At 57.0% G+C, this 22,229-nt stretch carries 21 protein-coding genes; 17 read left to right on the forward strand and 4 right to left on the reverse strand.

The window, feature by feature from the left end; genetic code table 11:
* The first annotated feature begins 144 nt into the window (after window positions 1-144).
* From hpaD to ACR0J7_RS19200, 3 genes are all read left to right on the forward strand, one after another.
* Window positions 145-987 (forward strand): 3,4-dihydroxyphenylacetate 2,3-dioxygenase, encoded by an 843-nt coding sequence (hpaD, locus tag ACR0J7_RS19190; protein ID WP_480915313.1) that lies wholly within the window; start codon window positions 145-147, stop codon window positions 985-987.
* Between the two features lie 122 nt (window positions 988-1,109).
* Entirely contained in the window at window positions 1,110-2,507 is a 1,398-nt protein-coding gene (locus tag ACR0J7_RS19195) for a pyridoxal phosphate-dependent decarboxylase family protein (RefSeq protein WP_480912085.1), read from the forward strand.
* A 299-nt stretch (window positions 2,508-2,806) separates the two neighbouring features.
* On the forward strand, window positions 2,807-3,592 hold the full coding sequence (locus tag ACR0J7_RS19200) for a hypothetical protein (protein WP_480915315.1): 786 nt from the start codon (window positions 2,807-2,809) through the stop codon (window positions 3,590-3,592).
* Window positions 3,593-3,724: 132 nt separating this feature from the next.
* Here ACR0J7_RS19200 and ACR0J7_RS19205 read toward each other — a convergent pair whose 3' ends face one another.
* The 4 genes from ACR0J7_RS19205 to paaG are packed head-to-tail and all read right to left on the reverse strand — an operon-like array spanning window position 3,725 to window position 6,876.
* Entirely contained in the window at window positions 3,725-4,321 is a 597-nt protein-coding gene (locus ACR0J7_RS19205) for a TetR/AcrR family transcriptional regulator (protein WP_480915317.1), read from the reverse strand.
* Window positions 4,322-4,324: 3 nt separating this feature from the next.
* Window positions 4,325-5,635: a phenylacetate--CoA ligase PaaK gene (gene paaK, locus ACR0J7_RS19210; RefSeq protein WP_267365260.1), complete on the reverse strand. Its 1,311-nt coding sequence runs from the start codon at window positions 5,633-5,635 to the stop codon at window positions 4,325-4,327.
* Window positions 5,636-5,659: 24 nt separating this feature from the next.
* Window positions 5,660-6,085: a hydroxyphenylacetyl-CoA thioesterase PaaI gene (paaI, locus tag ACR0J7_RS19215; protein WP_480915330.1), complete on the reverse strand. Its 426-nt coding sequence runs from the start codon at window positions 6,083-6,085 to the stop codon at window positions 5,660-5,662.
* A 5-nt stretch (window positions 6,086-6,090) separates the two neighbouring features.
* The gene (gene paaG / locus ACR0J7_RS19220; protein WP_480915319.1) at window positions 6,091-6,876 is read right to left on the reverse strand and encodes a 2-(1,2-epoxy-1,2-dihydrophenyl)acetyl-CoA isomerase PaaG; all 786 of its coding nucleotides are present in this window, start codon (window positions 6,874-6,876) and stop codon (window positions 6,091-6,093) included.
* A 103-nt stretch (window positions 6,877-6,979) separates the two neighbouring features.
* Between paaG and ACR0J7_RS19225 the strand changes: the two genes are divergently transcribed.
* The 14 genes from ACR0J7_RS19225 (at window position 6,980) to ACR0J7_RS19290 (ending at window position 22,010) form a co-directional block, all read left to right on the forward strand.
* On the forward strand, window positions 6,980-9,013 hold the full coding sequence (locus tag ACR0J7_RS19225) for an FAD-dependent oxidoreductase (protein ID WP_480915321.1): 2,034 nt from the start codon (window positions 6,980-6,982) through the stop codon (window positions 9,011-9,013).
* A 70-nt stretch (window positions 9,014-9,083) separates the two neighbouring features.
* On the forward strand, window positions 9,084-10,103 hold the full coding sequence (locus ACR0J7_RS19230; RefSeq protein WP_480484859.1) for a TRAP transporter substrate-binding protein: 1,020 nt from the start codon (window positions 9,084-9,086) through the stop codon (window positions 10,101-10,103).
* Between the two features lie 57 nt (window positions 10,104-10,160).
* Window positions 10,161-10,667, forward strand: a complete 507-nt coding sequence (locus tag ACR0J7_RS19235) for a TRAP transporter small permease (protein WP_209507551.1) — start codon at window positions 10,161-10,163, stop codon at window positions 10,665-10,667.
* On the forward strand, window positions 10,664-12,016 hold the full coding sequence (locus ACR0J7_RS19240) for a TRAP transporter large permease (RefSeq protein WP_480478172.1): 1,353 nt from the start codon (window positions 10,664-10,666) through the stop codon (window positions 12,014-12,016). The genes ACR0J7_RS19235 and ACR0J7_RS19240 overlap by 4 nt, the downstream gene beginning before the upstream one ends.
* Window positions 12,016-13,203 (forward strand): cytochrome P450, encoded by a 1,188-nt coding sequence (locus ACR0J7_RS19245; protein WP_480489209.1) that lies wholly within the window; start codon window positions 12,016-12,018, stop codon window positions 13,201-13,203. Before ACR0J7_RS19240 ends, ACR0J7_RS19245 begins: the two co-directional genes overlap by 1 nt.
* A gap of 119 nt (window positions 13,204-13,322) precedes the next feature.
* Window positions 13,323-15,353, forward strand: a complete 2,031-nt coding sequence (paaZ, locus tag ACR0J7_RS19250) for a phenylacetic acid degradation bifunctional protein PaaZ (RefSeq protein WP_480915322.1) — start codon at window positions 13,323-13,325, stop codon at window positions 15,351-15,353.
* A gap of 62 nt (window positions 15,354-15,415) precedes the next feature.
* Window positions 15,416-16,231: a PaaX family transcriptional regulator C-terminal domain-containing protein gene (locus tag ACR0J7_RS19255; RefSeq protein ID WP_480901051.1), complete on the forward strand. Its 816-nt coding sequence runs from the start codon at window positions 15,416-15,418 to the stop codon at window positions 16,229-16,231.
* Between the two features lie 190 nt (window positions 16,232-16,421).
* A complete protein-coding gene (pcaF, locus tag ACR0J7_RS19260; RefSeq protein ID WP_480915324.1) occupies window positions 16,422-17,624 on the forward strand; it encodes a 3-oxoadipyl-CoA thiolase in 1,203 nt (400 codons plus the stop codon).
* A gap of 15 nt (window positions 17,625-17,639) precedes the next feature.
* Window positions 17,640-18,617: a 1,2-phenylacetyl-CoA epoxidase subunit PaaA gene (paaA, locus tag ACR0J7_RS19265; RefSeq protein ID WP_480476985.1), complete on the forward strand. Its 978-nt coding sequence runs from the start codon at window positions 17,640-17,642 to the stop codon at window positions 18,615-18,617.
* Between the two features lie 23 nt (window positions 18,618-18,640).
* A complete protein-coding gene (gene paaB, locus ACR0J7_RS19270) occupies window positions 18,641-18,925 on the forward strand; it encodes a 1,2-phenylacetyl-CoA epoxidase subunit PaaB (RefSeq protein ID WP_209507558.1) in 285 nt (94 codons plus the stop codon).
* Window positions 18,925-19,683 carry a 1,2-phenylacetyl-CoA epoxidase subunit PaaC gene (gene paaC, locus ACR0J7_RS19275; protein WP_480484854.1) on the forward strand — a complete coding sequence of 253 codons (759 nt, stop codon included), beginning with the start codon at window positions 18,925-18,927 and terminating at the stop codon, window positions 19,681-19,683. Before paaB ends, paaC begins: the two co-directional genes overlap by 1 nt.
* 6 nt (window positions 19,684-19,689) lie before the next feature.
* Entirely contained in the window at window positions 19,690-20,148 is a 459-nt protein-coding gene (gene paaD, locus ACR0J7_RS19280) for a 1,2-phenylacetyl-CoA epoxidase subunit PaaD (RefSeq protein ID WP_209507560.1), read from the forward strand.
* A 13-nt stretch (window positions 20,149-20,161) separates the two neighbouring features.
* On the forward strand, window positions 20,162-21,235 hold the full coding sequence (locus ACR0J7_RS19285; RefSeq protein ID WP_480484853.1) for a 2Fe-2S iron-sulfur cluster-binding protein: 1,074 nt from the start codon (window positions 20,162-20,164) through the stop codon (window positions 21,233-21,235).
* A 13-nt stretch (window positions 21,236-21,248) separates the two neighbouring features.
* Window positions 21,249-22,010, forward strand: a complete 762-nt coding sequence (locus ACR0J7_RS19290) for a Phenylacetic acid catabolic protein (protein ID WP_480915325.1) — start codon at window positions 21,249-21,251, stop codon at window positions 22,008-22,010.
* Window positions 22,011-22,229 lie beyond the last annotated feature (219 nt).

Genomic DNA, 22,229 nt, shown 5'->3' on the forward strand with positions numbered 1-22,229 from the left:
GGCGGCAACTGGAGCTTCGAGTTCTACATGGAACAAAAACACGTCGGCTTCGCAACCGGAAATCACAACATCATGCAGCTGGGGAAGTGAACTCGGGCAAGGGCTCTGGTACACAGACGTCGGTAAACACGAGGAGGAACTGCCATGGGAAAGATCGTACAAGCCGCGAAGATCACGCATGTGCCGAGTATCTGGATGTCCCACACGATGCCGAAATATAAGGGCATCCGGCAGTCTGCCATTGATGGGTATGCGCGCCTGCGCCAGGACGCGATAGATCGCGAGGTCGAGACCTTTCTTGTTTTCGACACCCATTGGATCACCAATCAGGGGTTTCACCTGAATACCAAAGAGCACCACAAAGGCCGCTTCATCAGTCATGAACTGCCGCACATGCTGGCAGACATGGAGTTTGATTATCGCGGGGATAACACGTTGGGGGAAACCATCCTTGATGTTCTGCGTGAGCGTGGCCAGCGAGCGCTTGGCCATTCGCACCCCGATATGGGAATGGAATATGGCACCCTTCTGCCTATGCATTTCATCAACGAAGGGGTGAATGCGCGCGTTTTGCCCGTTGCAGTCAACCAGTTCTCGTCGATTCAGGAAAACCGCGTCTGGGGTGAGGCCATTGCCGAAGGTATCCGGCGTTCCGACCGGAACGTTTCCATACTGGCCTCTGGCTCACTCAGCCATGATTTCACGCCGAATGAGCGTTCGGTCGACGGATTGAATGCGGTAAACGGCGAGTTCAACCGCCAGATGGATATGCACGTGCTGGAGATGTGGAAACAGGGACGGTTCGAAGAGTTCCTTGAAATGCTGCCGGACTATGCGAAGAAATGCGCAGGCGAATGTGCCATGAATGACACTGCTTTGCTGTTCGGAGCTCTGGGCTGGGGCAGCTACAAGGGTGAGATCGACATCTACACCCCCTACTTCGGCAGCTCTGGCACAGGTCAGGCGAATGTCAGTTTTTCGGTCTGAAGGCATAACCTGGGACCTTTTCAATTGAAAAACGCACTCCTGTTCGGCTTTAGTCCACGAGCCGAACAGGTAAGTTCGGGGACTGGACGAATTGGTGCTCAGTTACAAAAGAAGGCTTGCGCATGGATTGGGACACGTTTTCGCATTGGGGTCAGCACATTTCGAAATGGGCGGCCGATTACCACAAGACACTTGCTGAACGTCCTGTTCGGGCCCAGACCACACCAGGAGAAATCGCGGCCCAGCTAAAGGCATCGCCCCCTGATAGTGGCGAGCCCATGGAAGCCGTCATGGCCGATTTTGAACGGATTGTGATGCCGGGTATTACACATTGGCAACATCCCCGGTTCTTTGCCTATTTCCCGGCCAACGCAGCGCCCCCGTCGATGCTGGCTGAAATGCTGGTGACCACAATCGCGGCGCAATGCATGTTGTGGCAGACCTCACCAGCTGCGACCGAGGTCGAAGGTGTCATGGTCGATTGGCTGCGGCAGGCGCTTGGGTTGCCCGAAGGTATGACCGGAGTTATTCAGGACAGTGCATCATCCGCCACGTTGTCGGCCGTTCTGACCATGCGGGAACGGGCCACAGGGTTTACCGGCAACCGCGAAGGCCTGAACGCCAAGGGCGCACTGCGCATCTACTGCTCGGATCAGGTGCATTCATCGATTGATCGGGCTTGCTGGGTTGCGGGGATCGGTCAGGACAATCTGGTGAAACTTCCTACAGGTGGTCCGACCTTTGCGATTGATACTGGGGCTCTTGATACCGCAATTCAGGGTGACATCGCCGCCGGACATATTCCCGCCGGTATCATTGCAATCACGGGCGGTACTGGTGTCGGGGCCTGCGATGATCTGGTGGCGGTGGTTGACATCGCGCAAAAATACGACCTCTATACGCATCTCGACGCGGCCTGGGCGGGGTCGGCGATGATCTGCCCCGAGCTTCGTGAGGCCCTTTGGCCCGGGGCGGATCGTTACGACAGCATTGTCTTCAACCCACATAAATGGATGGGGGCGCAGTTCGATTGCGCGATCCAGTTTCTGCGGGACGCCACGCCACAGCTCAACACGCTTAAGATCGAACCGGAATACCTCAAGACCACAGGGGCAGAGGTAACGAATTATTCGGAATGGACAATCCCTCTGGGTCGACGGTTCCGGGCATTGAAGATCTGGTTCTTGATGCGGTCATACGGTCTCGACGGGTTGCGGAGCCGAATTCGCAACCATGTGCTCTGGGCCAATGAACTTGCAGAAAAGATCGGCGCGATAGAGGGGTTTGAGATCACCACCGGCCCGATCCTAAGCCTGTTTTCCTTTCGCTGTCCGGGGGATGACGCCGCGCAGCAGCGGCTGGTGGATGCGTTGAATGACGATGGCCGAATTTACCTGACGCAAGGCATGTTCGATGGCCGCAAGATCATCCGCTTTCAGGTCGGGCAATTCGATACAACGCGCGATGACGTGCTTATGGCGGCGGATGTCATCCGCGATGTCTGGGAGAGCCTGCTATGAAGTTCGCGACGTTCAGTGCTGCAGGGGATACCTTCTTTGGCGCGATCACCGATGATGGCGCGATCGCTCTGAATGGTGATTTCCCCTAGTTTTCCAGCCTGTATGAGGTCATCGCTGCTGGTGAGTTTGCCCAAGCCGAAACCGAAGACTATGAATATCTAACACGCTCACTCTCGTTATGAGTGAGGGACCATCGGTGGGTAGGTCAAAGGTCAATTGTGGGTCTTTGAAGGATGAAAGGGTATTGAGGAAAGCGCTTTTCCGGCAACTTCGACGAGAGTTTAGCGAGAGATAAGAAAATGTTGAAAGTCGTTATACATCAGGGGTTTCATAAAACAGGCACTCGAACACTGCAAACAATGTTGCTCAGAAATCGTTCCCGATTAAAGGGCAGAGTGAATATTCTGGTTCCGAGTGATCTGCAAGAGGCGGGCTTCTCAGCACGGCGCTTTTCTGTAGTGCAAGAAGAACGAGTGCTAAATAAGTTTCGTAAACAATTAAGACAAGCTCTGGCGCGCTTTGAAAACGAAACAGACAAACCGCTTTTGATTAGTAACGAGGAGTTTGCGGGCCTGATTCCAGGGCGTAAAAATGTGTATTCTTATTCCATGGTAACGGTTTTGTCTGAAGTGCTATTGGATGAGATCGAGAAGTTCGCTGATGGTAACGCGCGTGCAACCTTCTTTTTTACCACCAGGAACGCCTCTGATTGGATTAAGAGTGTTTATTGGCAAAACATACGTTCGAACCGAATTCAGGAAGGCCTTTCGGAATACGCGGACCTACTTCAGCAAGGCGCAGATCTTGCTGGTGTGGTTGCCCGAGTTAAGGATGCCGTATCCTCCCGAGCCGACGTCGTTTCCCTAGACACCTCAAACATGAGTGACCGTCTATTTCCCGCCACAAAGGTGCTATCGATGCTGAACGTAAGGTCCGATGATCTTACGCCTGTCAGTAACTTGAATGTCCAACCGGTTGGAGCCGCAGAGTATTTTCTGGAATTGAACAGATCAAACATAACGGACGAAGAGGTCATGGCAGCGAAACGCAATTTCTTAGACGATTTGAAGGTGCGCAAAAAGTAAGAAAGAAGGCCACGCGCTCGCTGCAGCCACGGTCCTTATTGGCGCGCCTCAGGATAGCCGACCAATCTGATCTGCGATTTCAGAACAACACACGAGACCACACCCGTGCGTGATTTCTCCAAGCGGGCATGCCTAAAGCTTTTGCACACCATGCATGGTCAGGGTGCTCACCAGATCGGCATAATCTTCGCGGGCTTTGGGGCCTGCGCCGGTGTTCCACATGTAATACCAGTTCAACATTCCAAAGACTGACATCGTCGCTCCGCGAAGCTTGTCCTTGGCGCCGTCAAAAGAACCGGGGGACATTTCCAGAAGTATGTCGCGGACAAAGTTCACCAGATCAAGCTGATAGTCCCGCAGCCTTTTTTGCTGTTCTTCGGTCAGCGCGCTCATGCCACTGATCTGAACCCGGTGCTCGTCATCTGCACCCTGATAGGCAAAAAGGATCTCGCGCACTGCTTTGCGCAGTTTCTGTTCGGGGTTAAGGCCGTCCAGATCAACATTGCAAATCCGGTCCCGCAACTCACGCAGGTACGTTTCTAGGATGTCATACAGGATGGCATCCTTGCTGTCGTAGTAGTGGTATATGTTTGCTTTCGAGATGCCGCATTCTTTGGCCAAAAGGGTCATCGAAGCACGGTCAAACCCCTGGTCGGCAAACACTTTTGCCGCCATCTTCAGGATCTGTTCCCGCTTTTGGTCGTGGTCTTTGGCAATTGTCCGGGCCACGGCTCAGTCCTTATCGCGATTGTCTACAACGCGCTTCGCCTTGCCCTGAGAGCGTTCGACGTCGCCGGGATCACCTACTACAATTTCGGTTGAAACGCCAACGACGTCCTTGATGCGTTTGGTCAGCATCCGTGCAGCGGCCGTTTTTGACAGCTCGTCGGTGGAATCGGGGGAGGATTCAACAAAGACCCGCATGGCATCCATGCGACCGGATTTGTAGAGCTCGATCTGGTAATAGGGGGCAAGACCGCCCGTTGCCATGACCTGTTCCTCGATCTGGCTGGGGAAGACGTTGACGCCGCGCAGGATCATCATGTCGTCACTGCGACCTGTAATTTTTGCCATCCGGCGCATGGACCGCGCCGTCCCCGGCAGCAGGCATGTCAGATCGCGTGTGCGATAGCGGATCATCGGCAACCCTTCTTTGGTTAGTGTCGTGAACACCAATTCTCCGGTTTCGCCATCGGGCAGGACTTCTCCGGTTGCCGGGTCGATGATTTCCGGCAGGAAGTGATCCTCCCAGATTACAGGCCCGTCTTTGGTTTCAACGCATTCATTGGCGACACCGGGGCCCATGATCTCGGACAGGCCATAGATATCGACGGCGTGCATGTCGAAGGCCGCCTCGACCTCGGCCCGCATCGCGTCAGTCCAGGGTTCGGCACCAAAAACGCCAACCTTCAGCGAGCTCTCACGTGGGTCGAGACCCGCCTTGTGGAACTGTTCAAGGATATTGAGCATGTAGGAGGGTGTAACCATGATCCCGTCAGGACGGAAATCGTTGATCAGGTTGACCTGTTTTTCGGTCTGCCCGCCCGACATCGGGACGACAGTCGCGCCAAGGCGTTCGATCCCGTAATGGGCACCTAGCCCACCGGTGAACAGCCCATAGCCGTAGGCGTTGTGCACCATGTCGCCCTTGCGCAGCCCAGACGCGCGAAGAGACCGCGCGCCAAGGTCAGCCCAGTTGTCTATGTCATTCTTTGTGTAGCCGACCACTGTCGGTTTGCCTGTCGTGCCGGAGGACGCGTGCAGGCGAATTATCTCGCTGCGCGGAACCGCAAAAAGACCAAACGGATAGTTGTCGCGCAGGTCGTTTTTATACGTGAACGGAAACTTTGACAGATCCGAAAGCTGCTGAAGATCGTCAGGATGCACGCCAGCCTCGTCAAAGCGCTGTTTGTACATCGGAACGTTTTCATAGGCGTGGCGCACGGACCACTTCAGACGCTCAAGCTGTGTGGCGCGAATTTCGTCGATCGAGGCGATTTCGATCGGGTCAAGGTCCGCTTTGTTGGGGGAAAGGTCTTTCATCGCGTAACTCCTCCAGTCACGAAACTATTCTTGAAAATTCTGGCCGCCAATGGTGCGGGACATGCCGCGAAACTCAGCGATCAAAGTATCGTCTTGATTGATGACGCGGACGTCGTAGATGCCGCTGCGACCGGACAGGTTCACTTCTGTCGCGGTAGCAGTCAGGCGGTCATCTTTCCGTCCCGGTGCAAGATAGCTGACCATCGTATGCTGCGCTACAGTTGCAACATTCCGGCTGTTGCAGGCAAAGGCGAAAGCACTGTCAGCAAGAGCGTGCGTGACGCCGCCATGGCAAATACCATGTCCGTTGCAGTGATGCGGCGCAACAGTCATGGACAGGACTGCGTGCCCTTCATCGACCTCGACAAGCTCCATCCCGAACCATTTACTGGCTTCGTCATTGGCCCACATCGCTGCCGCGGATTTTTGGGCGCGTTCTTTTGGGGTCATCATCATCATCTTCCCTGAAAATGCGGTGCGCGTTTTTCGAGGAAACTGGACACGCCTTCGGCGTAATCAGCACTTTCCCCGCAGGTTTTCATCGCGTCCGCTTCAATTTCAAGCTGATCGGACAAGGATGTGGTGGCTGCTGTTTGAATGCACTGCTTGGTCAGGCCCAACCCAAGGGTGGGGCCGTTGGCAAGTTGCGCGGCAAGAGCGCGTGCTTCGGTCATCAGCTGATCATCGGGCAACGCCTTCCAGATCAACCCCCAGTCTTCGGCCTGCTTGGCGGTTAGGGGCAATGCTGTCAGGGCCAGCCCCTTTGCGCGCGCCTCGCCCAACAATCGGGGCAGGTGCCAGCTGCCGCCTGTGTCCGGAATCAGCCCGACCTTGGAAAAGCTTTGAATGAACTTTGCGCTTTCCCCGGCCAAAACCATGTCGCAGGCCAGTGCAAGGTTTGCGCCCGCGCCCGCGGCCACGCCGTTTACGGCACAAACAACCGGGAAATTCAAAGACCGGATCAGTCGCACCAGAGGGGCATAGAAAGTGCGTACAGTTTTGCCCAGGTCGGGCGGGCCATCCATTTTCGAGGGATCGCGGTCTCCAAGGTCCTGACCCGCACAAAAACCGCGCCCTGCGCCGGTCAGCAAAATCGCGCGGGCACCATTTTCGCGCGCGCTCTTCAGCGCGTCGTGAAGGGCAAGATGCATCTCCTCATTGAACGAGTTCAGCTTGTCGGGGCGGTTCAGGGTTATTTCAACCCAGTTTCCGTGATTATGTACAAGGATCGTATCGCTCATGGCTGTCTCATCTGTTCCCGTGACAACTTAATCATTGCATTAACCGAACGGTTGGTCAATATATAAACCCGAACCGAATCTGGACTGATCAAAGGGATTGCAAATGCCGCAACCGTCGCTGGTGAGTGTTGACTTTAAGGGCGACGTGGCCTGGGTCACGGTCGACAACCCGCCGGTGAACGCAACCTCGACGGGCGTTCGGCAGGGTCTGGCCGACGCGGTCGATGCAGTTCAGAAAGCTCGGGTTGCCGTCCTGTGCTGCGCCGGTCGGACATTCATCGCGGGCGGTGATATGTCCGAGTTTGACGCGGCTCCGGTTGAGCCGCATTTGCCTGATGTTGTTCAGAAAATCGAAGACAGTAATGTGCCGTTTATCGCCTGTATGCACGGCAACGTGTTGGGTGGCGGGTTTGAAATTGCCATGGCCTGCGCGTGGCGGATCGCAGCGCCGGGCACCTGCTTTGGGCTGCCGGAAGTCAATGTGGGCCTGATCCCGGGGGCGGGGGGCACGCAGCGATTGCCGCGCCTTGTTGGAATGGAAGCGGCGGTCGACATCGCCTGTTCGGGAAAAATCCTGAAAGCCGAAGAAATGGCCAATCTCGGGGGAATTGACCTGATTGCCGATAACCCAATGTCGGCTGTTCTGGATTTTGTCGCCAACCTGCCAAAGCGCCCGGCACCTGTCAGTCAACGGCCCGTCGGCGAAGTCGCGTCTGACCTTCTGAAGACGAGCCGTCAGGCTTTGAAAAGAACCGCCAGGGGTCAGCAATCACCGCTGGAAAACCTGACCGCGCTCAGCTGGTCGTCCGAACCCTTTGCTGTTGCACAGCCGAAAGAGCGTGTGCGCCATCTGGCGCTGCGTCAAAGCCCTGAAAGCCGCGCCCTGCGATACGCCTTTTTTGCCGAGCGCAAGGTTGCCAGACCTTCAATGATCGCAGGTGTTACCCCGCGCGATATCAGCCGGATCGCAGTTGTCGGTGGCGGGTTGATGGGGGCGGGGATCGCCACCGCAGCCCTGAATGGCGGGTTGTCGGTCACTCTGATCGAGAGGGATACGGAAGCAGCGACCGCAGCCCGTGATCGGGTAGAGGGGCTGCTAAAGGGGGCAGTCAAGCGGGGCAACATGTCCGAAGCACAGCTGCAGGAACGCCTTGCCGCGTTTTGCGCCGTTGACAGCTACTCCGAAGCTGCCGACGTTCAGTTGGCTATCGAGGCTGTGTTTGAAGACTTGTCAATCAAGCAACAGGTTTTTGCAGAATTGGCCAGCCATATGCAGCGTGACGCGATTCTGGCCACGAACACGTCGTACTTGAGCCCGGTCGAGATCTTCGCAGGTATCGAAAATCAATCGCGGTGCATTGGTCTGCACTTCTTCAGCCCTGCCCATGTCATGAAGCTGTTGGAAGTCGTGCATACGCCGCAAACTTCGCCCGAAGTTGTCGCTACCGGGTTTGCGCTTGGAAAAAGGCTTCGCAAGGTTTCTGTCGTGTCGGGCATCTGCGATGGTTTTATTGGCAACCGGATGTTGGCTGCGTATCGGCGCGAGGCTGATTATTTGCTGGCGGATGGGGCGTTGCCTTATCAGGTGGACCAGGCAATGCGAGCTTTCGGGATGCCCATGGGGCCTTACGAGCTGCAAGATCTGACAGGCCTCCAAATCGCCTGGGCCAACCGAAAACGCAATGCCGCAACCCGCGACCCGAACGAACGCTATGTGACGATCGCTGACCAACTTTGCGAGATGGGTCGTCTTGGCCAACGCACGGGCAAAGGATGGTATCGCTACGAAGAGGGTCATCGCGAATCAATCCGCGATCCCGAAGTGGAGGCATTGATCGAGTCCTACTCGGCTGAACGGGGCGTAACGCGGCGGGCATACGCGCAGGACGAAATCGTGTCGCGCATTTTGGCGGTGCTGGCCAACGAGGGCGCGTTGATCATTCAGCAGGGGATCGCCGAGTCCGCGGAAGCCGTCGATATGGTTCAAATTCACGGCTACGGCTTTCCGCGCTGGCGCGGCGGGCCGATGAACTATTGCAAGGAAATCGGAGCCAACACGTCGCACGCAATGATGGAAACCGTAGCCAAGGAAAGCCCCGGTTCATGGCGCGTCGCGGGCTGTCTTGGAGACAATTAACAAGTTGATGGTTACAAAAGTGACCATTAACGCATTCTTGACTCATGTTTCACAGGGAGGAGACAGAACTATGAAATTCACAAGGTTGAGCACACTTCTTGCCTCAGCTGCACTGGCCGTTTCAGGTACAGTGGCGCTTGCGGCAGACTATACGCTGACCATTTCCAGCTGGGCCCCGCCGACCCATGGCATCAATGCCAAGATGTGGCCGAAATTCGTCGAGATGATCGAAGAGGCCACCGATGGTCAGGTCACCGCTGAGCTGAAGCTGGGCCTTGCCCCGCCCCCTGCGCAGATGGACCTGATCATGGATGGCGCCGCTGATGCCTCGATCATTTTCCACGGCTATCAGCCGGGCCGGTTTGTCACCACCAAGATGATCGAACTGCCCGGATATGAAGGCTCGGCCGAGGCTGCGTCGGTCGCATATTGGCGCGCATATGACACACATTTGAAGGCGGCAGATGAACACCGTGGTGTGAAAGTGATCGCTTTGCACACACATGGTCCGGCTCAGCTGCATTCCAGCAGTCCGGTGACGTCGCTGGACGAAGTCTCGGGCCTCAAGGTTCGCATCCCCGGCGGTGTTGGCGGTGACGTGGGCACGGCGTTGGGTGCAACCGGTATCCAGGTTCCTGCACCGAAAGTGTATGAAACCCTGGCCTCCAAGGCCGCAGATGGCGTCGTCATGCCCTTTGAATCCCGCAAAGGTTTCAAGCTGACGGAAGTGGCCCAGAACGTTTATGAGGTCCCTGGCGGCCTGTATCGCGGTTCGTTTGCCTTTATCATGAACGAGGACACTTTTGCTGACCTGCCCGCCGATCTGCAGGCAGCGCTGGAAGAAAACGTTTTCGGTGAACCACTGAGCCGTGAAATTGGCAAAATCTGGGATGAGATCGATGCGATCGGCCGGGAAGAAACCGAAGGCACCGAAGGCAACGCGATCCATGCCGCATCCGCTGAAGATCTGGAAAAGTTCAATGCGATTGCTGCGGATGTACGCGCCAAGGTTATCGACGAAGTCAATGGCACAGGCATCGACGCCCAGGCAGCCTATGACATGATCGTAAATGAAATGGCTGCGCAATAACGCAGTCGAGCTGGCGGATGCGATCCGCCAGCCGATTTCACCCGCTGGGGACCCGTTATGCAATCTCTCGTGACCTTTGCGCGTCGCGTCAGTATCGTGCCTACGCTGCTGGCCTGTGCCGCGCTGTTCATCCTGATGGTGATGACCTTCTTTGATGTCATCCTACGTTCTGTTTTCAATGCCCCGATCGAGGCGGCCACGGAACTGACCCGGATCCTGATGGCCGTCCTCGTGTTCTCGGTCTTGCCGATGATCTCGGCAGGGAAGGGTCAAATCGCTGTGGATTTGACGGATGGGCTGTTTTCACGCCTGCGGTTAAGTCGGGTACGTGATGCAATTGTGTATCTGTTCTCTGGCATTATGCTTTTTTGGCCAATTCAGCGTGTCTGGGTATTGGCTGAACGTGCGCGGGATTACGGGGACGTCACGGAATATCTTTCGATCCCAGTCTTCTATGTAGGCTGGTTTATCTCGGGGTTCATAGCGATCACCGCTGTTGCAATGATCATCACCGGCTTCTTGCACTTCTTTGCCCCCCATACCTTGTCGGAGCACCCCCAATGACCGCTGCGCTGATCGGTTTTGTTCTTGTTCTTGTTCTTGTGCTAGTGCGCTTGCCTATCGTGTTTGCAATGGGATTGGTCGGAACGCTTGGCTTTGCCTATGAACGCGGCGGCAGCATTCTGTCCGAGCGCGGGTTAAAGGCCGCGATGTCGATGGTGGGTCGTCAGATCACCGACACCGCGCAGGATTACGGCCTGTCGGTGGTCCCGCTGTTCATCCTTATGGGCCTATTCGTGAACAAGGGTGGGCTTGCGCGTGAGCTTTACGCAGTTTCAAACGCTTTTCTGGGCCATTTTCGGGGTGGTATCGCCATGGCGACGGTTGCGGCATGCGGAGGCTTTTCAGCCATTTGCGGCTCGTCTCTGGCAACGGCGGCCACCATGTCCAAGGTCGCAATGCCGGAGATGCGCCGCTATGGCTATTCCGACGAGCTGTCGACAGCATCGATTGCAGCGGGCGGCACACTTGGAATTCTTATTCCGCCGTCGGTGATCCTGGTCATCTACGGGCTGCTGACCGAAACCTCGATTGGGAAGCTTTTCGTTGCGGGTATCATTCCCGGCCTGCTTGGCATTCTGTTCTACCTGCTCGCCGTGCGCTGGACCGTCGCACGCAAGCCCGAGTCGGGACCGGCGGGTGAACGTCACGGCTGGGCCGAGCGTCTGTCGGCGGTGCGCTCAGTCTGGGCCGTATTGCTGCTGTTCTTTCTGGTGATTGGCGGATTGTACGGTGCATTCGATTTTCATCCACTGAACCTGACCTTCAGCCCGACCGAGGCGGCAGGCATGGGCGCAATGGGCGCTTTCCTGATCGCGCTGTCACGAGGCGGGCTTACTTTGGGGTCGACTTTTGAGGTGCTGAAGGAAACCACCTATACCGCCGCGGCATTGTTCTCGGTTCTGATCGGGGCACAGATCTTTTCGAATTTCATCAACCTTGCCGGTCTGCCCGAAGCGCTCATCGCGTTGGTTACGGCCTATGACGTTGAACCTTTTGTGGTGATCCTGATGATCCTTGGGATCTACATCATTTTGGGTTGCGTCTTTGAATCCCTGTCGATGCTGCTGCTGACAGTGCCGATCTTTTTCCCGCTGGTCACGTCGTTGGGGTATGACCCGATCTGGTTCGGCATTGTTGTGGTTGTCGTGACCGAAATCAGCCTGATCACTCCACCCGTCGGATTGAACGTTTTCATTCTGAAAGGCGTGGTCGGAGATGTGTCAACAGGAACAATCTTCAAGGGTGTTACTCCGTTCTGGGTGGCGGATATCTTCCGGCTGGCCCTGATCGTTCTGGTGCCATGGTTAGTGTTGGTTCTGCCTGAACAAATGGGGGCGATGGGGCACTGATGTTCTCTCTGACCGCGCTTCCGGACGGGTTTCACACAGACCCCTATCCTGCCTACGCCGTTATGCGCGAAGATACGCCCGTCTGCTGGCAACGTGACGGATCGGTTATCCTGTCCCGATACGAGGATCTGGACCTTGTTTACCGGGACACCTCGCGATTCATATCGGACAAGAAAGCGGTATTTGGTCCCAAATACGGGGTCGACAGCCCCTTGTATGAACACCACACCACCAGTTTGGTGTTTAATGACCCGCCGCTGCATACCCGTGTTCGCAAGGTAATGGTCGGCGCGATGAATCCGCGCGCGTTGGCGCAAATGGAACCGGGTCTGATCCAGCTTGTCGATGGGCTGCTGGACGAGATGCAGGTCAAGGGCAACGTCGAACTGATCGAGGATTTTGCCGGGGCAATCCCGATCGAGATCATCGGCAATCTGCTGGGTATACCACGATCCGAACGCGGGCCATTGCGCGATTGGTCTCTGGCCATTCTTGGTGCGTTGGAGCCGCAATTGACGCCGGAGCAGGAAGAGTGGGGTAATCGCTCGGTCTCGGACTTCAAGGACTTCCTGCGGCATATCATCGAGGATCGTCGCGCCAACCCCGGAGATCCGGCAACGGATGTCCTGACCCGGCTGATCCAGGACGACACGGATGGTGGCCTGACCGAGGTCGAGCTGTATCAGAACTGCATTTTCATCCTGAATGCTGGGCATGAGACCACAACGAACCTGATCGGCAACGCATTGGAGCTGTTGAACCGGCACCGCGACAAGCGGGCGGAGTTGCTGGCCGACCCGGATCTGATCGGTTCGGCCGTGGACGAGTTTCTGCGGCTGGAAAGCCCGAACCAGTTCGGCAATCGCCTGACCACCGTTGATGTAACGTTCCACGGTCAGTCCATTCCGGCTGGTACTGATGTTCATCTGTGTATCGGTGCGGCCAACCGTGATCCACGGCAGTTTGACCAGCCCGACGAGATGATCTTGGACAGACGCCCCAACAAGCATCACGCCTTTGCCGGAGGGCCTCATACCTGCGTTGGTCTGACCCTCGCGCGTCTGGAGGGCCGGGTGGCCGTGGGCCGGTTTCTGGCCCGTTTTCCAGACTATCGCATCACCGACGGCGCCGAACGGGGCGGGCGCATCCGGTTTCGGGGGTTTGCACGTTTACCCGCGCGGGTCTGAGAAATCCGGCGAGGGAAATTTGCTCGGTAATTTATTGACCGACCGTACGGTTTAAAATATGATTTCACGAGACCGGCTTGTGGCAGCGCGGGGATCGCGACTTAGATGAGGAGACACTCATGACTATCCAACAGATTTCCAGCTTTGCAGCCGGTGAGTGGGTTTTGCCCGGCGAGGGTGCCCGCGCGATAGCTAGCGCTGTGACCGGCGAGGTTATCGCCACAGCGGGTAACAATGCTTTGGATGTACAGGGGATGTTGGACTATGCGCGCAATGTCGGGGGGCCGGCACTGCGCAATATGACGTTCCATGAACGGGCCAAAATGCTCAAGGCGCTGTCCGTCCATTTGGGTCAGCACAAGCAGGCGATGTATGACTTGTCTTTCAACACCGGTGCCACGCAATCGGATCATATGATTGATATCGACGGCGGCATCGGAACGATGTTTGTCTTTGCCGCAAAAGGCCGTCGTGAAATGCCGGACGGTCATGTCTATCTGGATGGCGATGTCGAGCAGCTTTCGCGCAACGGTACTTTCCTGGGGCAGCACATCTGCATCCCGCTACAAGGCGTGGCAATTCACATCAACGCGTTCAATTTTCCGGTTTGGGGGATGCTGGAAAAGCTTGCCCCAACCCTTCTGGCGGGCGTTCCGGCGATTGTAAAACCCGCCACGAGCTCGTGTTATGTGACCGAGCTGTGTGTTCGGTTGATGCTTGAGTCCGGCATCTTGCCAGCGGGTGCATTGCAGTTGGTCTCGGGTGGTTTGGGTGACATGCTGGACCGTCTGACCATGCAGGACGTGGTCAGCTTTACCGGATCCGCCGATACAGCCCTGAAACTGCGCTCCAACCCGGTGATCCTTGAGAACTCGGTACGGTTTGTCGCGGAACAGGACAGCCTAAACTGTTCGATCCTTGGCCCCGATGCCGCGCCGGGCACGCCGGAATTTGACCTCTTCGTGAAGGAAGTCCAGCGCGAGATGACCACGAAGGCAGGGCAGAAATGCACCGCAATCCGTCGGATCATCGCGCCCGAACCGCAGGTACAGGCGGTAATCGAAGCGTTGTCGGCGCGACTGGCGAAAACGGTCATCGGTGACCCAAAGCTGGAAACCACCCGCATGGGTGCGTTGGTTTCGAACGGTCAGAAGCGTGATGTTCTGGAAAAGGCTGCTATCCTTGGGCAAGAGGCCGAGCGTGTCTTCGGCAACCCCGATGATTTCGCGGTTGAGGGCGCTGATGCCGAAAAGGGTGCGTTCCTGCCGCCCATTCTCTTCCATTGCGCCAATCCTGACGCGGCGCAGCGCGTGCACGACACCGAAGCCTTTGGTCCGGTCAGCACAGTGATGGGGTATCGCGATCTTGACCATGCCATCGAGCTGGCGAACCGTGGGCAGGGCTCTTTGGTGGCGTCGGTGATCACCCATGATCCCGAGGTTGCGCGACAGGTTGCCATGGGATCAGGGGCGTATCACGGGCGTCTGTATTTCAACAACCGTGACTCGATGAAGGAATCCACCGGTCATGGTTCTCCTCTGCCGCACATGGTTCATGGCGGTCCGGGACGCGCTGGTGGCGGCGAAGAAATGGGCGGGGTGCGGGGTGTAAAACACTATATGCAGCGCACCGCCATTCAGGGTTCGCCCGATCTGCTGACAGCGATTGGCCGGAAATGGGTGCCTGGCGCGACCGAAGTCGAAGGTCCTGCTCATCCCTTTGCCCGCCGGTTTCACGATCTGTCGATTGGCGAGACTCTTCACACGGCGCCAAGAACCATCACCATGGAGGACATTGAACACTTCGCCAACTTCACCGGTGATACCTTCTATGCGCATATGGATCAGGCGGCGGCGGAACGTAACCCGTTCTTCCCCGGCCGCGTTGCACATGGATATTTGCTGTTGTCTTTCGCAGCCGGATTGTTCGTCGAACCGAACGAGGGGCCGGTTTTGGCAAATACCGGTCTTGACGGGCTGCGTTTCATGAAACCGGTCGAGGCAGGTGACACCATCAAGGTGCGTTTGACGGTCAAGCACAAGACCAAGCGCAATGATGACTACGGCGAGGTTCGCTGGCACGTTACCCTGACACAGCAGGATGATGAGCTGGTCGCAGAATACGAGTTGCTGACCATGGTTGCCTACTAGGCACAAGTGCAGGTGCGCAGGGGCTGGATGGCATTTCCCTCCGGCCCGATTATACTGTGCTTATGAAAGATACGGCTCCAGAATGGTTCGAAACCTGCGTCAGCCAGTTGACCACAACTGGCACGCAACGTGTGTGGTCAGTTCTGGTCACGATATTCGGTGATCTGGCCCAGAGCGGGTCTGACCAGGTTAGCGGCGCGCTGATCACAGCGCTGACCAACCTTGCGGGGATCAAGGCCGAAGCCACGCGTGTTGCGCTGCACAGGCTGCGCAAGGAAGGCTGGATCGAAAGCACGCGGGTCGGGCGAAACAGCGTGCACAGACTGACCGAATATGGCCGCAGTCAGAGCGCCGCCGCTGCCCCGCGCATCTATTCCAGCGAGACGAATACGCCAGAAACCTGGCATGTGCTTGTCGCCAGCAGTTCAGAAAGTTCGCGAAAAGAGCTGGCAGATTTGATGCTGACTGGAGACTATATTTCAGTTAACCACACAACAGCCATGTCGGCAGGACCCGTCCCGGAGAACCTTGAAGAACTGCTGGGTGTTGAAAGCAGCGCTATTTCGATCCCCGGCTGGCTGCGCGACCTTTGTGGCCCTGAAGTGTTGAAGTCTGCCTATGATCAGTTCTTGCACTCCATTCAGATCACCGAGCAAATGCTGCCTGTCGATGGCGTCGCCGATCCGCTTAAAATAGCGGTGCTGCGCGTATTGATTGTGCATGGGTGGCGTCGTTTGGTCCTGCGCCACCCATCCTTGCCTCCGGCCTTTTTGCCCGCCGATTGGAAAGGCGCGGAGTGTCGCGCGGCGGTGTCCCGACTGCTGGGACATTTGTCCAAACCGGATCTTGCAACGCTGGAATCTGCGGTGGGTGGTTGACTCGTTTTTTGCCGAGCTCGGGATGGCGCTCTTGGGGGTTGGAAGACGGATGTGAAAGAAGTGCCATTTAATGTTACAGAAAGCTGACAGAGGCGATTACATGGTAACATAATGCTTGCGCCGAATCGATTGAGCATTTATTAACCGACCAGACGGTTAATGACTTGTGTTCCAATAGGAGACCCAATTGATGGACGCCTTCATCTGCGACGCAACCCGCACACCGATTGGGCGGTATGGTGGCGCGCTTTCATCGGTTCGCACGGATGATCTGGCGGCTATCCCGCTGGCGGCCCTGATGGCGCGCAACCCGCAAGTCGACTGGACCAGTGTGGATGACGTCATTTATGGCGATGCCAACCAGGCAGGAGAGAGCAATCGCAACGTTGCCCGGATGGCGGCACTGCTTGCCGGATTGCCGACGGACGTGCCGGGAACAACGATAAACCGCTTGTGCGCCAGTGGTATGGATGCCGTCGGAATGGCGGCGCGTGGTATCAAGGCAGGCGATTATGATCTTGCTGTTGCGGGTGGCGTGGAAAGCATGTCGCGCGCACCGTTTGTAATGCCCAAAGCGACGTCGGCGTTTACGCGTAGCAATGCGGTTTACGACACCACGATTGGCTGGCGCTTTGTGAACCCAAGGCTAAAGCAGCAGTATGGCGTCGATTCCATGCCGCAAACGGCTGACAATGTCGCCGAAGATTATGGGATCAGCCGTGAAGACCAGGACGCCTTTGCCGCACGCAGTCAGGCACGATGGGCTGCGGCGCACGCGACAGGCGTGTTCCAAGAGGAAATCACACCGGTTTCAATTCCGCAGCGCAAGGGCGATCCGATTGTTGTCGATACGGATGAACATCCTCGCCCGGGAACCACAGCGGAAAAACTCTCGGGCCTCAAGGGTGTGAACGGGCCGGAGAAAACAGTGACCGCTGGGAATGCCTCGGGCGTGAATGACGGTGCCGCCGCGATCCTGATGGCGAATGAAGTGGCAGCGGCAAAGAATGGTTTGACCCCGATTGCCCGTGTGGTCGGTATGTCTGTCGCGGGCGTCGAGCCTCGGGTCATGGGTATTGGTCCGGTTCCTGCCAGCCGAAAGGTTTTGGCGCGCGCGGGGCTGAGCATCGACCAGATGGATGTGATCGAATTGAACGAGGCGTTTGCGTCGCAAGGTCTGGCTACACTGCGAGAGCTTGGCCTGCCCGATGACGCCGCCCATGTGAACCCGAATGGCGGTGCAATCGCCCTTGGTCATCCATTGGGAATGAGCGGCGCCCGACTTGTGTTGACCGCAGCGTACCAACTGAAACGCACCAAAGGGCGCTATGCGCTTTGCACAATGTGCGTCGGCGTCGGGCAAGGCGCTGCACTTATTCTTGAACGCGTGTAACGGAGGAGGCGGGACATGTATGCTCAGATGGTAGAATCCGAGGCGTCAAACGATGATCCTGAAAAGCTTGCTGAATTTCAGGCGCGGATCGACGCGGATATCAAGATTGAACCCAAGGACTGGATGCCTCAGGGGTATCGCAAGACGCTGATCCGCCAGATCGGACAGCACGCGCATTCCGAGATCGTCGGGCAATTGCCCGAAGGGAACTGGATCACGCGTGCGCCGACGCTGCAACGCAAGGCGATCCTTCTGGCCAAGGTGCAGGATGAAGCCGGCCATGGGCTCTACCTTTATTGTGCGGCCGAAACACTGGGTGTCAGCCGCGATGAGATCACCGAGATGCTGCTGGACGGTCGCATGAAATACTCGTCGATCTTCAATTACCCGACGCTGAACTGGGCGGATATTGGCGCGGTCGGATGGCTGGTCGATGGCGCTGCAATCATGAATCAAGTGCCGCTGCAAAGAACGTCTTACGGGCCGTACTCACGCGCCATGATCCGCATCTGCAAGGAAGAAAGCTTCCATCAGCGCCAAGGCTATGACGCGATCCGCAAAATGGCCGAAGGCACGCCCGAGCAGCGCAAGATGGCGCAGGACGCGATGAATCGCTTCTGGTACCCGTCGTTGATGATGTTTGGACCGTCCGACAAGGATTCTGTCCACTCCGCGCAGTCGATGGCTTGGAAGATCAAGATCAACACCAATGATGAGCTGCGCCAGAAATTCGTCGACCAGACCGTCCCACAGGCCGAATATCTGGGACTGACAATCCCCGACCCGAACCTGAAGTGGAACGAAGAGCGCGGGCATTACGATTTCTCAGAGCCGGATTGGTCGGAATTCTTCGATGTGATCAAGGGCAACGGCCCCTGCAACGTCGACCGACTGGCGGCGCGCAACAAGGCTTGGGATGACGGCAAATGGGTGCGTGACGGGCTGTTGGCCCACGCCCGCAAGAAACAGGCCGGCAATCTGGCTGCCGAATAAGCTTACCCTGAGGAGGAAACCCGATGAATACCGAATGGCCCCTGTGGGAAATCTTCATCCGCGGTCAACATGGGATGAGCCACCGACATGTCGGCTCGCTGCATGCCCCGGACGCGGAAATGGCGATCAAGAACGCACGCGACGTCTATACCCGCCGCAACGAAGGCGTCTCGATTTGGGTGGTAGAAGCCAACAACATCTCGGCCTCGTCGCCCAGTGACAAAGGTCCGTTGTATGAGCCCAGCGAAAGCAAAGTGTACCGACACCCGACCTTTTTCGACATCCCCGAAGAAGTGGGGGCGATGTGATGACCCGCGACGAAGCGTTTCAGCAGTTCCTGCTGCGGATGGGGGACAATACCCTGATCCTGGGCCATCGCGTCAGCGAATGGTGCGGCCACGCGCCAGTGTTGGAGGAGGATATTGCACTGGCCAACACGGCGCTGGACCTGATTGGGCAGACCCAGATGTGGCTTGGCCTTGCCGGAGAGATAGGCGGCGGCAAAACCGCCGATGATCTGGCATTTCTGCGCGACGCGTGGGATTTCCGCAATGTGTTGTTGGTCGAGGTTCCGAACGGTGATTTCGGCCGCACCCTGATGCGCCAGTTCCTGTTCGATGCCTGGCATTCGATCATGCTCGGCCGTCTTCTGACATCTTCTGATGATCGTGTCGCCGCGATTGCTGCCAAAGCCAGCAAGGAAGTCGCCTATCATCTCGAGCGTTCGGCAGAAACGGTCGTAGGTCTGGGTGATGGAACCGAAGAAAGTCACACCCGGATGCAGGCGGCGCTGGATTACCTCTGGCCCTATGTGGGCGAGATGTTTGTCAGCGATGACATCGACGCTCAGATGGCTGCGGCCGGGATCGCGCCGAACCCGGCCGATCTGCGCGAAGAATATGATGCGCTGGTCAAACGGGTTCTGGCCAAGGCGACATTGACCCTTCCGGAAAGCCGATTTGCCCATAAAGGCGGGCGGGACGGGCGCATGCATACCGAACATCTGGGCCATCTGCTGACGCAGATGCAGTGGCTGCAGCGCGCCTATCCCGGTGCAAGCTGGTAAAAGCGGATGCGGGTGTCGACTGACCAGATATGGAGCTGGCTGGATGCCGTGCCCGATCCCGAAATCCCGGTTATTTCCGTCGTGGATTTGGGCATTGTGCGCGATGTGCGCTGGGACGCTGACACTCTGGTCGTAACCGTCACGCCAACCTATTCCGGTTGCCCGGCGACATCCATCATCAGTATGGATATCGAAACCGCCCTGCGCGATCACGGCATCGGAGATCTGCGCATAGAAACCTGCATCTCACCAGCCTGGACAACTGATTGGCTGAGCGAAAAAGGTCGCGCCAAGCTGGAAGAGTTTGGCATCGCCCCGCCACAACCGGCGGGCGGGCCAGAGCGCTGCCCGCATTGCGGCAGTAAAGCGGTTGAAAAGGTCAGCCAATTCGGCTCGACCCCGTGCAAGGCCCATTGGCGCTGCACTGACTGCCTGGAACCCTTTGACTATTTCAAGTGCATCTGAGGAGGAGCACCGGATGGCACGTTTTCATGACCTGAAAGTCACCGACATCCACAAAACCATCCGCGATGCGGTTGTCGTGACGCTTGAGCCTGTCAACGGCGCGGCGGATCAGTTCGATTTCACCGCAGGCCAATACCTGACGTTTCGCCGCGACTTTGACGGAGAAGAGCTGCGCCGGTCCTACTCCATTTGTGCGGGCAAGGATGACGGGGTACTGCAAGTCGGGATCAAACGTGTCGAGGGCGGCGCATTCTCCAGTTGGGCCAATTCCGAGCTTAACGTCGGGGACGTTGTGCAGGCGATGCCACCGATGGGCAGCTTTCACACACCGATCGAAGCTGATGCGGAAAAGCAGTATATCGGTTTTGCTGGCGGCTCTGGCATCACGCCGGTTCTGTCGATCCTGAAGACAACACTGACCCGCGAACCCAAATCCCGCTTTACGCTGATCTACGCCAACAAGGGCATCAACACGATCATGTTCCGCGAGGAGCTGGAAGACCTGAAAAACCTCTATATGGGCCGCCTGAACGTAATCCATATTCTTGAGGCGGATGCGCAGGAAATAGACCTGTTCACCGGTCTGGTGACGCAGGAAAAATGCGCCGACCTTTTCAAACATTGGGTCGACATTCAGAACGTGGACACAGCTTTTATCTGCGGCCCCGAGCCGATGATGCTGGGGATAGCGGCCGCGTTGCGCGCGCATGGTCTTGACGACAGGCAGATCAAGTTTGAACTCTTTGCCAGCGCTCAGCCGGGCCGGGCCAAACGCAAGGAAGGTTCGGCAGATGCGGGCACGCAGGCGAACCAAACCAGCGCATCGATCACTCTTGATGGGTCCACTCAGACGATAACTCTGCCCAAGGACCAATCCATTCTGGACGCAGCCTTGGAAAATGCCATGGACGCCCCATACGCCTGTAAGGCCGGTGTCTGTTCAACCTGCCGCTGCCGCGTTTTGGAAGGCGAGGTCGAGATGCTCGCCAATCACGCGCTAGAGGATTACGAGGTTGAAAAAGGCTATGTGCTGAGCTGTCAGGCCTATCCGGTCACCGACCGCGTGGTCGTGGACTACGACCAGTAAAGGGAGAAGACCGATGACTGACACCATGACACTCGACAGCTATCTGGCCGCAGGCGGTGTGCTGACCAACCCAACCAATGTTCCGCCACGCTACCGCGCCGAACTCATGAAGCTGATGGCCACGTTCGTGGACAGCGAACTTGCCGGTGCTGCCGGATTCGCCGACATCATCAATCAGGGGCCGGGCATCAAGGAACGGATCGCAGCCGCCAGGATTGTTCTTGAGAAAACGGATCACGCCGATCAGGTTCTCAGGATAATGGGTGAGTTTGGGGCCGATACCGAGAGATATGCCACACATCATCCGTGGACGGCTCGCTTGAATCGTGACGCAGATATCGGCGCGACCCGCAGCGCACATGACATGCGTCTTGCCGTATTCAATTATCCGATCTCGGGCTGGACCGACGCGGTCATCATGAACATGCTGATGAGCCGTGCGGTCATGGAACAACTGGCCGAGTTTTCAATGGTTTCCTATCAACCGTTGGCTGAAACTTTCCGCAGCATCGCCCCGGTCGAAGCCCATCATGGCGCGTTGGCGTTGGAAGGTGCTGTAAAGCTTTCCAGGAACGGAGAGACAGAGCAGATGCAGGACGCGGTTAACTATTGGTGGCCCCGTGTCGCTGTGTCCTTTGGTGGCGATGATCTGAAACGGTTTGAGCTTCTGAAATCGCTGGGCTTGCGCCACAATGGCAACAACGCACTGAAAGAGCGTTGGGTTCAGACGGCAGGTGCCGCCGTGAAACAGCTGGGCCTCAAACCACCGGTCTAGTTCAGTGTGAACACCAAAGGCGGGTTGAGAGGCAATTCCGGGCGCGGGCGATGAGAAGCTCGCCCGGCGGTGCAAATCTCCGATGCGGCCCGATCATCCCCTTAGGTATTGTTAGTCCACCCGGTTCTGAGAGCAATGACCTGACGTTTCACGCCGGCAGGTTGCGGTATTGGTATTTTCCTCTTTTCATATCGGAATGATTGCGCAAACTGAGCGTAA

The organism is Ruegeria sp. O4 (assembly GCF_056535125.1).

Excerpts from the sequence above, each read along its gene's own strand:
- hpaD (WP_480915313.1), top strand. The coding sequence starts at position 145 with ATGGGAAAGATCGTACAAGCCGCGAAGATCACGCATGTGCCGAGTATC.
- ACR0J7_RS19195 (WP_480912085.1), top strand. The coding sequence starts at position 1,110 with ATGGATTGGGACACGTTTTCGCATTGGGGTCAGCACATTTCGAAATGG.
- ACR0J7_RS19200 (WP_480915315.1), top strand. The coding sequence starts at position 2,807 with ATGTTGAAAGTCGTTATACATCAGGGGTTTCATAAAACAGGCACTCGA.
- paaK (WP_267365260.1), bottom strand. The coding sequence starts at position 5,635 with ATGAAAGACCTTTCCCCCAACAAAGCGGACCTTGACCCGATCGAAATC.
- paaI (WP_480915330.1), bottom strand. The coding sequence starts at position 6,085 with ATGACCCCAAAAGAACGCGCCCAAAAATCCGCGGCAGCGATGTGGGCC.
- paaG (WP_480915319.1), bottom strand. The coding sequence starts at position 6,876 with ATGAGCGATACGATCCTTGTACATAATCACGGAAACTGGGTTGAAATA.
- ACR0J7_RS19225 (WP_480915321.1), top strand. The coding sequence starts at position 6,980 with ATGCCGCAACCGTCGCTGGTGAGTGTTGACTTTAAGGGCGACGTGGCC.
- ACR0J7_RS19230 (WP_480484859.1), top strand. The coding sequence starts at position 9,084 with ATGAAATTCACAAGGTTGAGCACACTTCTTGCCTCAGCTGCACTGGCC.
- ACR0J7_RS19235 (WP_209507551.1), top strand. The coding sequence starts at position 10,161 with ATGCAATCTCTCGTGACCTTTGCGCGTCGCGTCAGTATCGTGCCTACG.
- ACR0J7_RS19240 (WP_480478172.1), top strand. The coding sequence starts at position 10,664 with ATGACCGCTGCGCTGATCGGTTTTGTTCTTGTTCTTGTTCTTGTGCTA.
- ACR0J7_RS19245 (WP_480489209.1), top strand. The coding sequence starts at position 12,016 with ATGTTCTCTCTGACCGCGCTTCCGGACGGGTTTCACACAGACCCCTAT.
- paaZ (WP_480915322.1), top strand. The coding sequence starts at position 13,323 with ATGACTATCCAACAGATTTCCAGCTTTGCAGCCGGTGAGTGGGTTTTG.
- ACR0J7_RS19255 (WP_480901051.1), top strand. The coding sequence starts at position 15,416 with ATGAAAGATACGGCTCCAGAATGGTTCGAAACCTGCGTCAGCCAGTTG.
- pcaF (WP_480915324.1), top strand. The coding sequence starts at position 16,422 with ATGGACGCCTTCATCTGCGACGCAACCCGCACACCGATTGGGCGGTAT.
- paaA (WP_480476985.1), top strand. The coding sequence starts at position 17,640 with ATGTATGCTCAGATGGTAGAATCCGAGGCGTCAAACGATGATCCTGAA.
- paaB (WP_209507558.1), top strand. The coding sequence starts at position 18,641 with ATGAATACCGAATGGCCCCTGTGGGAAATCTTCATCCGCGGTCAACAT.
- paaC (WP_480484854.1), top strand. The coding sequence starts at position 18,925 with ATGACCCGCGACGAAGCGTTTCAGCAGTTCCTGCTGCGGATGGGGGAC.
- paaD (WP_209507560.1), top strand. The coding sequence starts at position 19,690 with ATGCGGGTGTCGACTGACCAGATATGGAGCTGGCTGGATGCCGTGCCC.
- ACR0J7_RS19285 (WP_480484853.1), top strand. The coding sequence starts at position 20,162 with ATGGCACGTTTTCATGACCTGAAAGTCACCGACATCCACAAAACCATC.
- ACR0J7_RS19290 (WP_480915325.1), top strand. The coding sequence starts at position 21,249 with ATGACTGACACCATGACACTCGACAGCTATCTGGCCGCAGGCGGTGTG.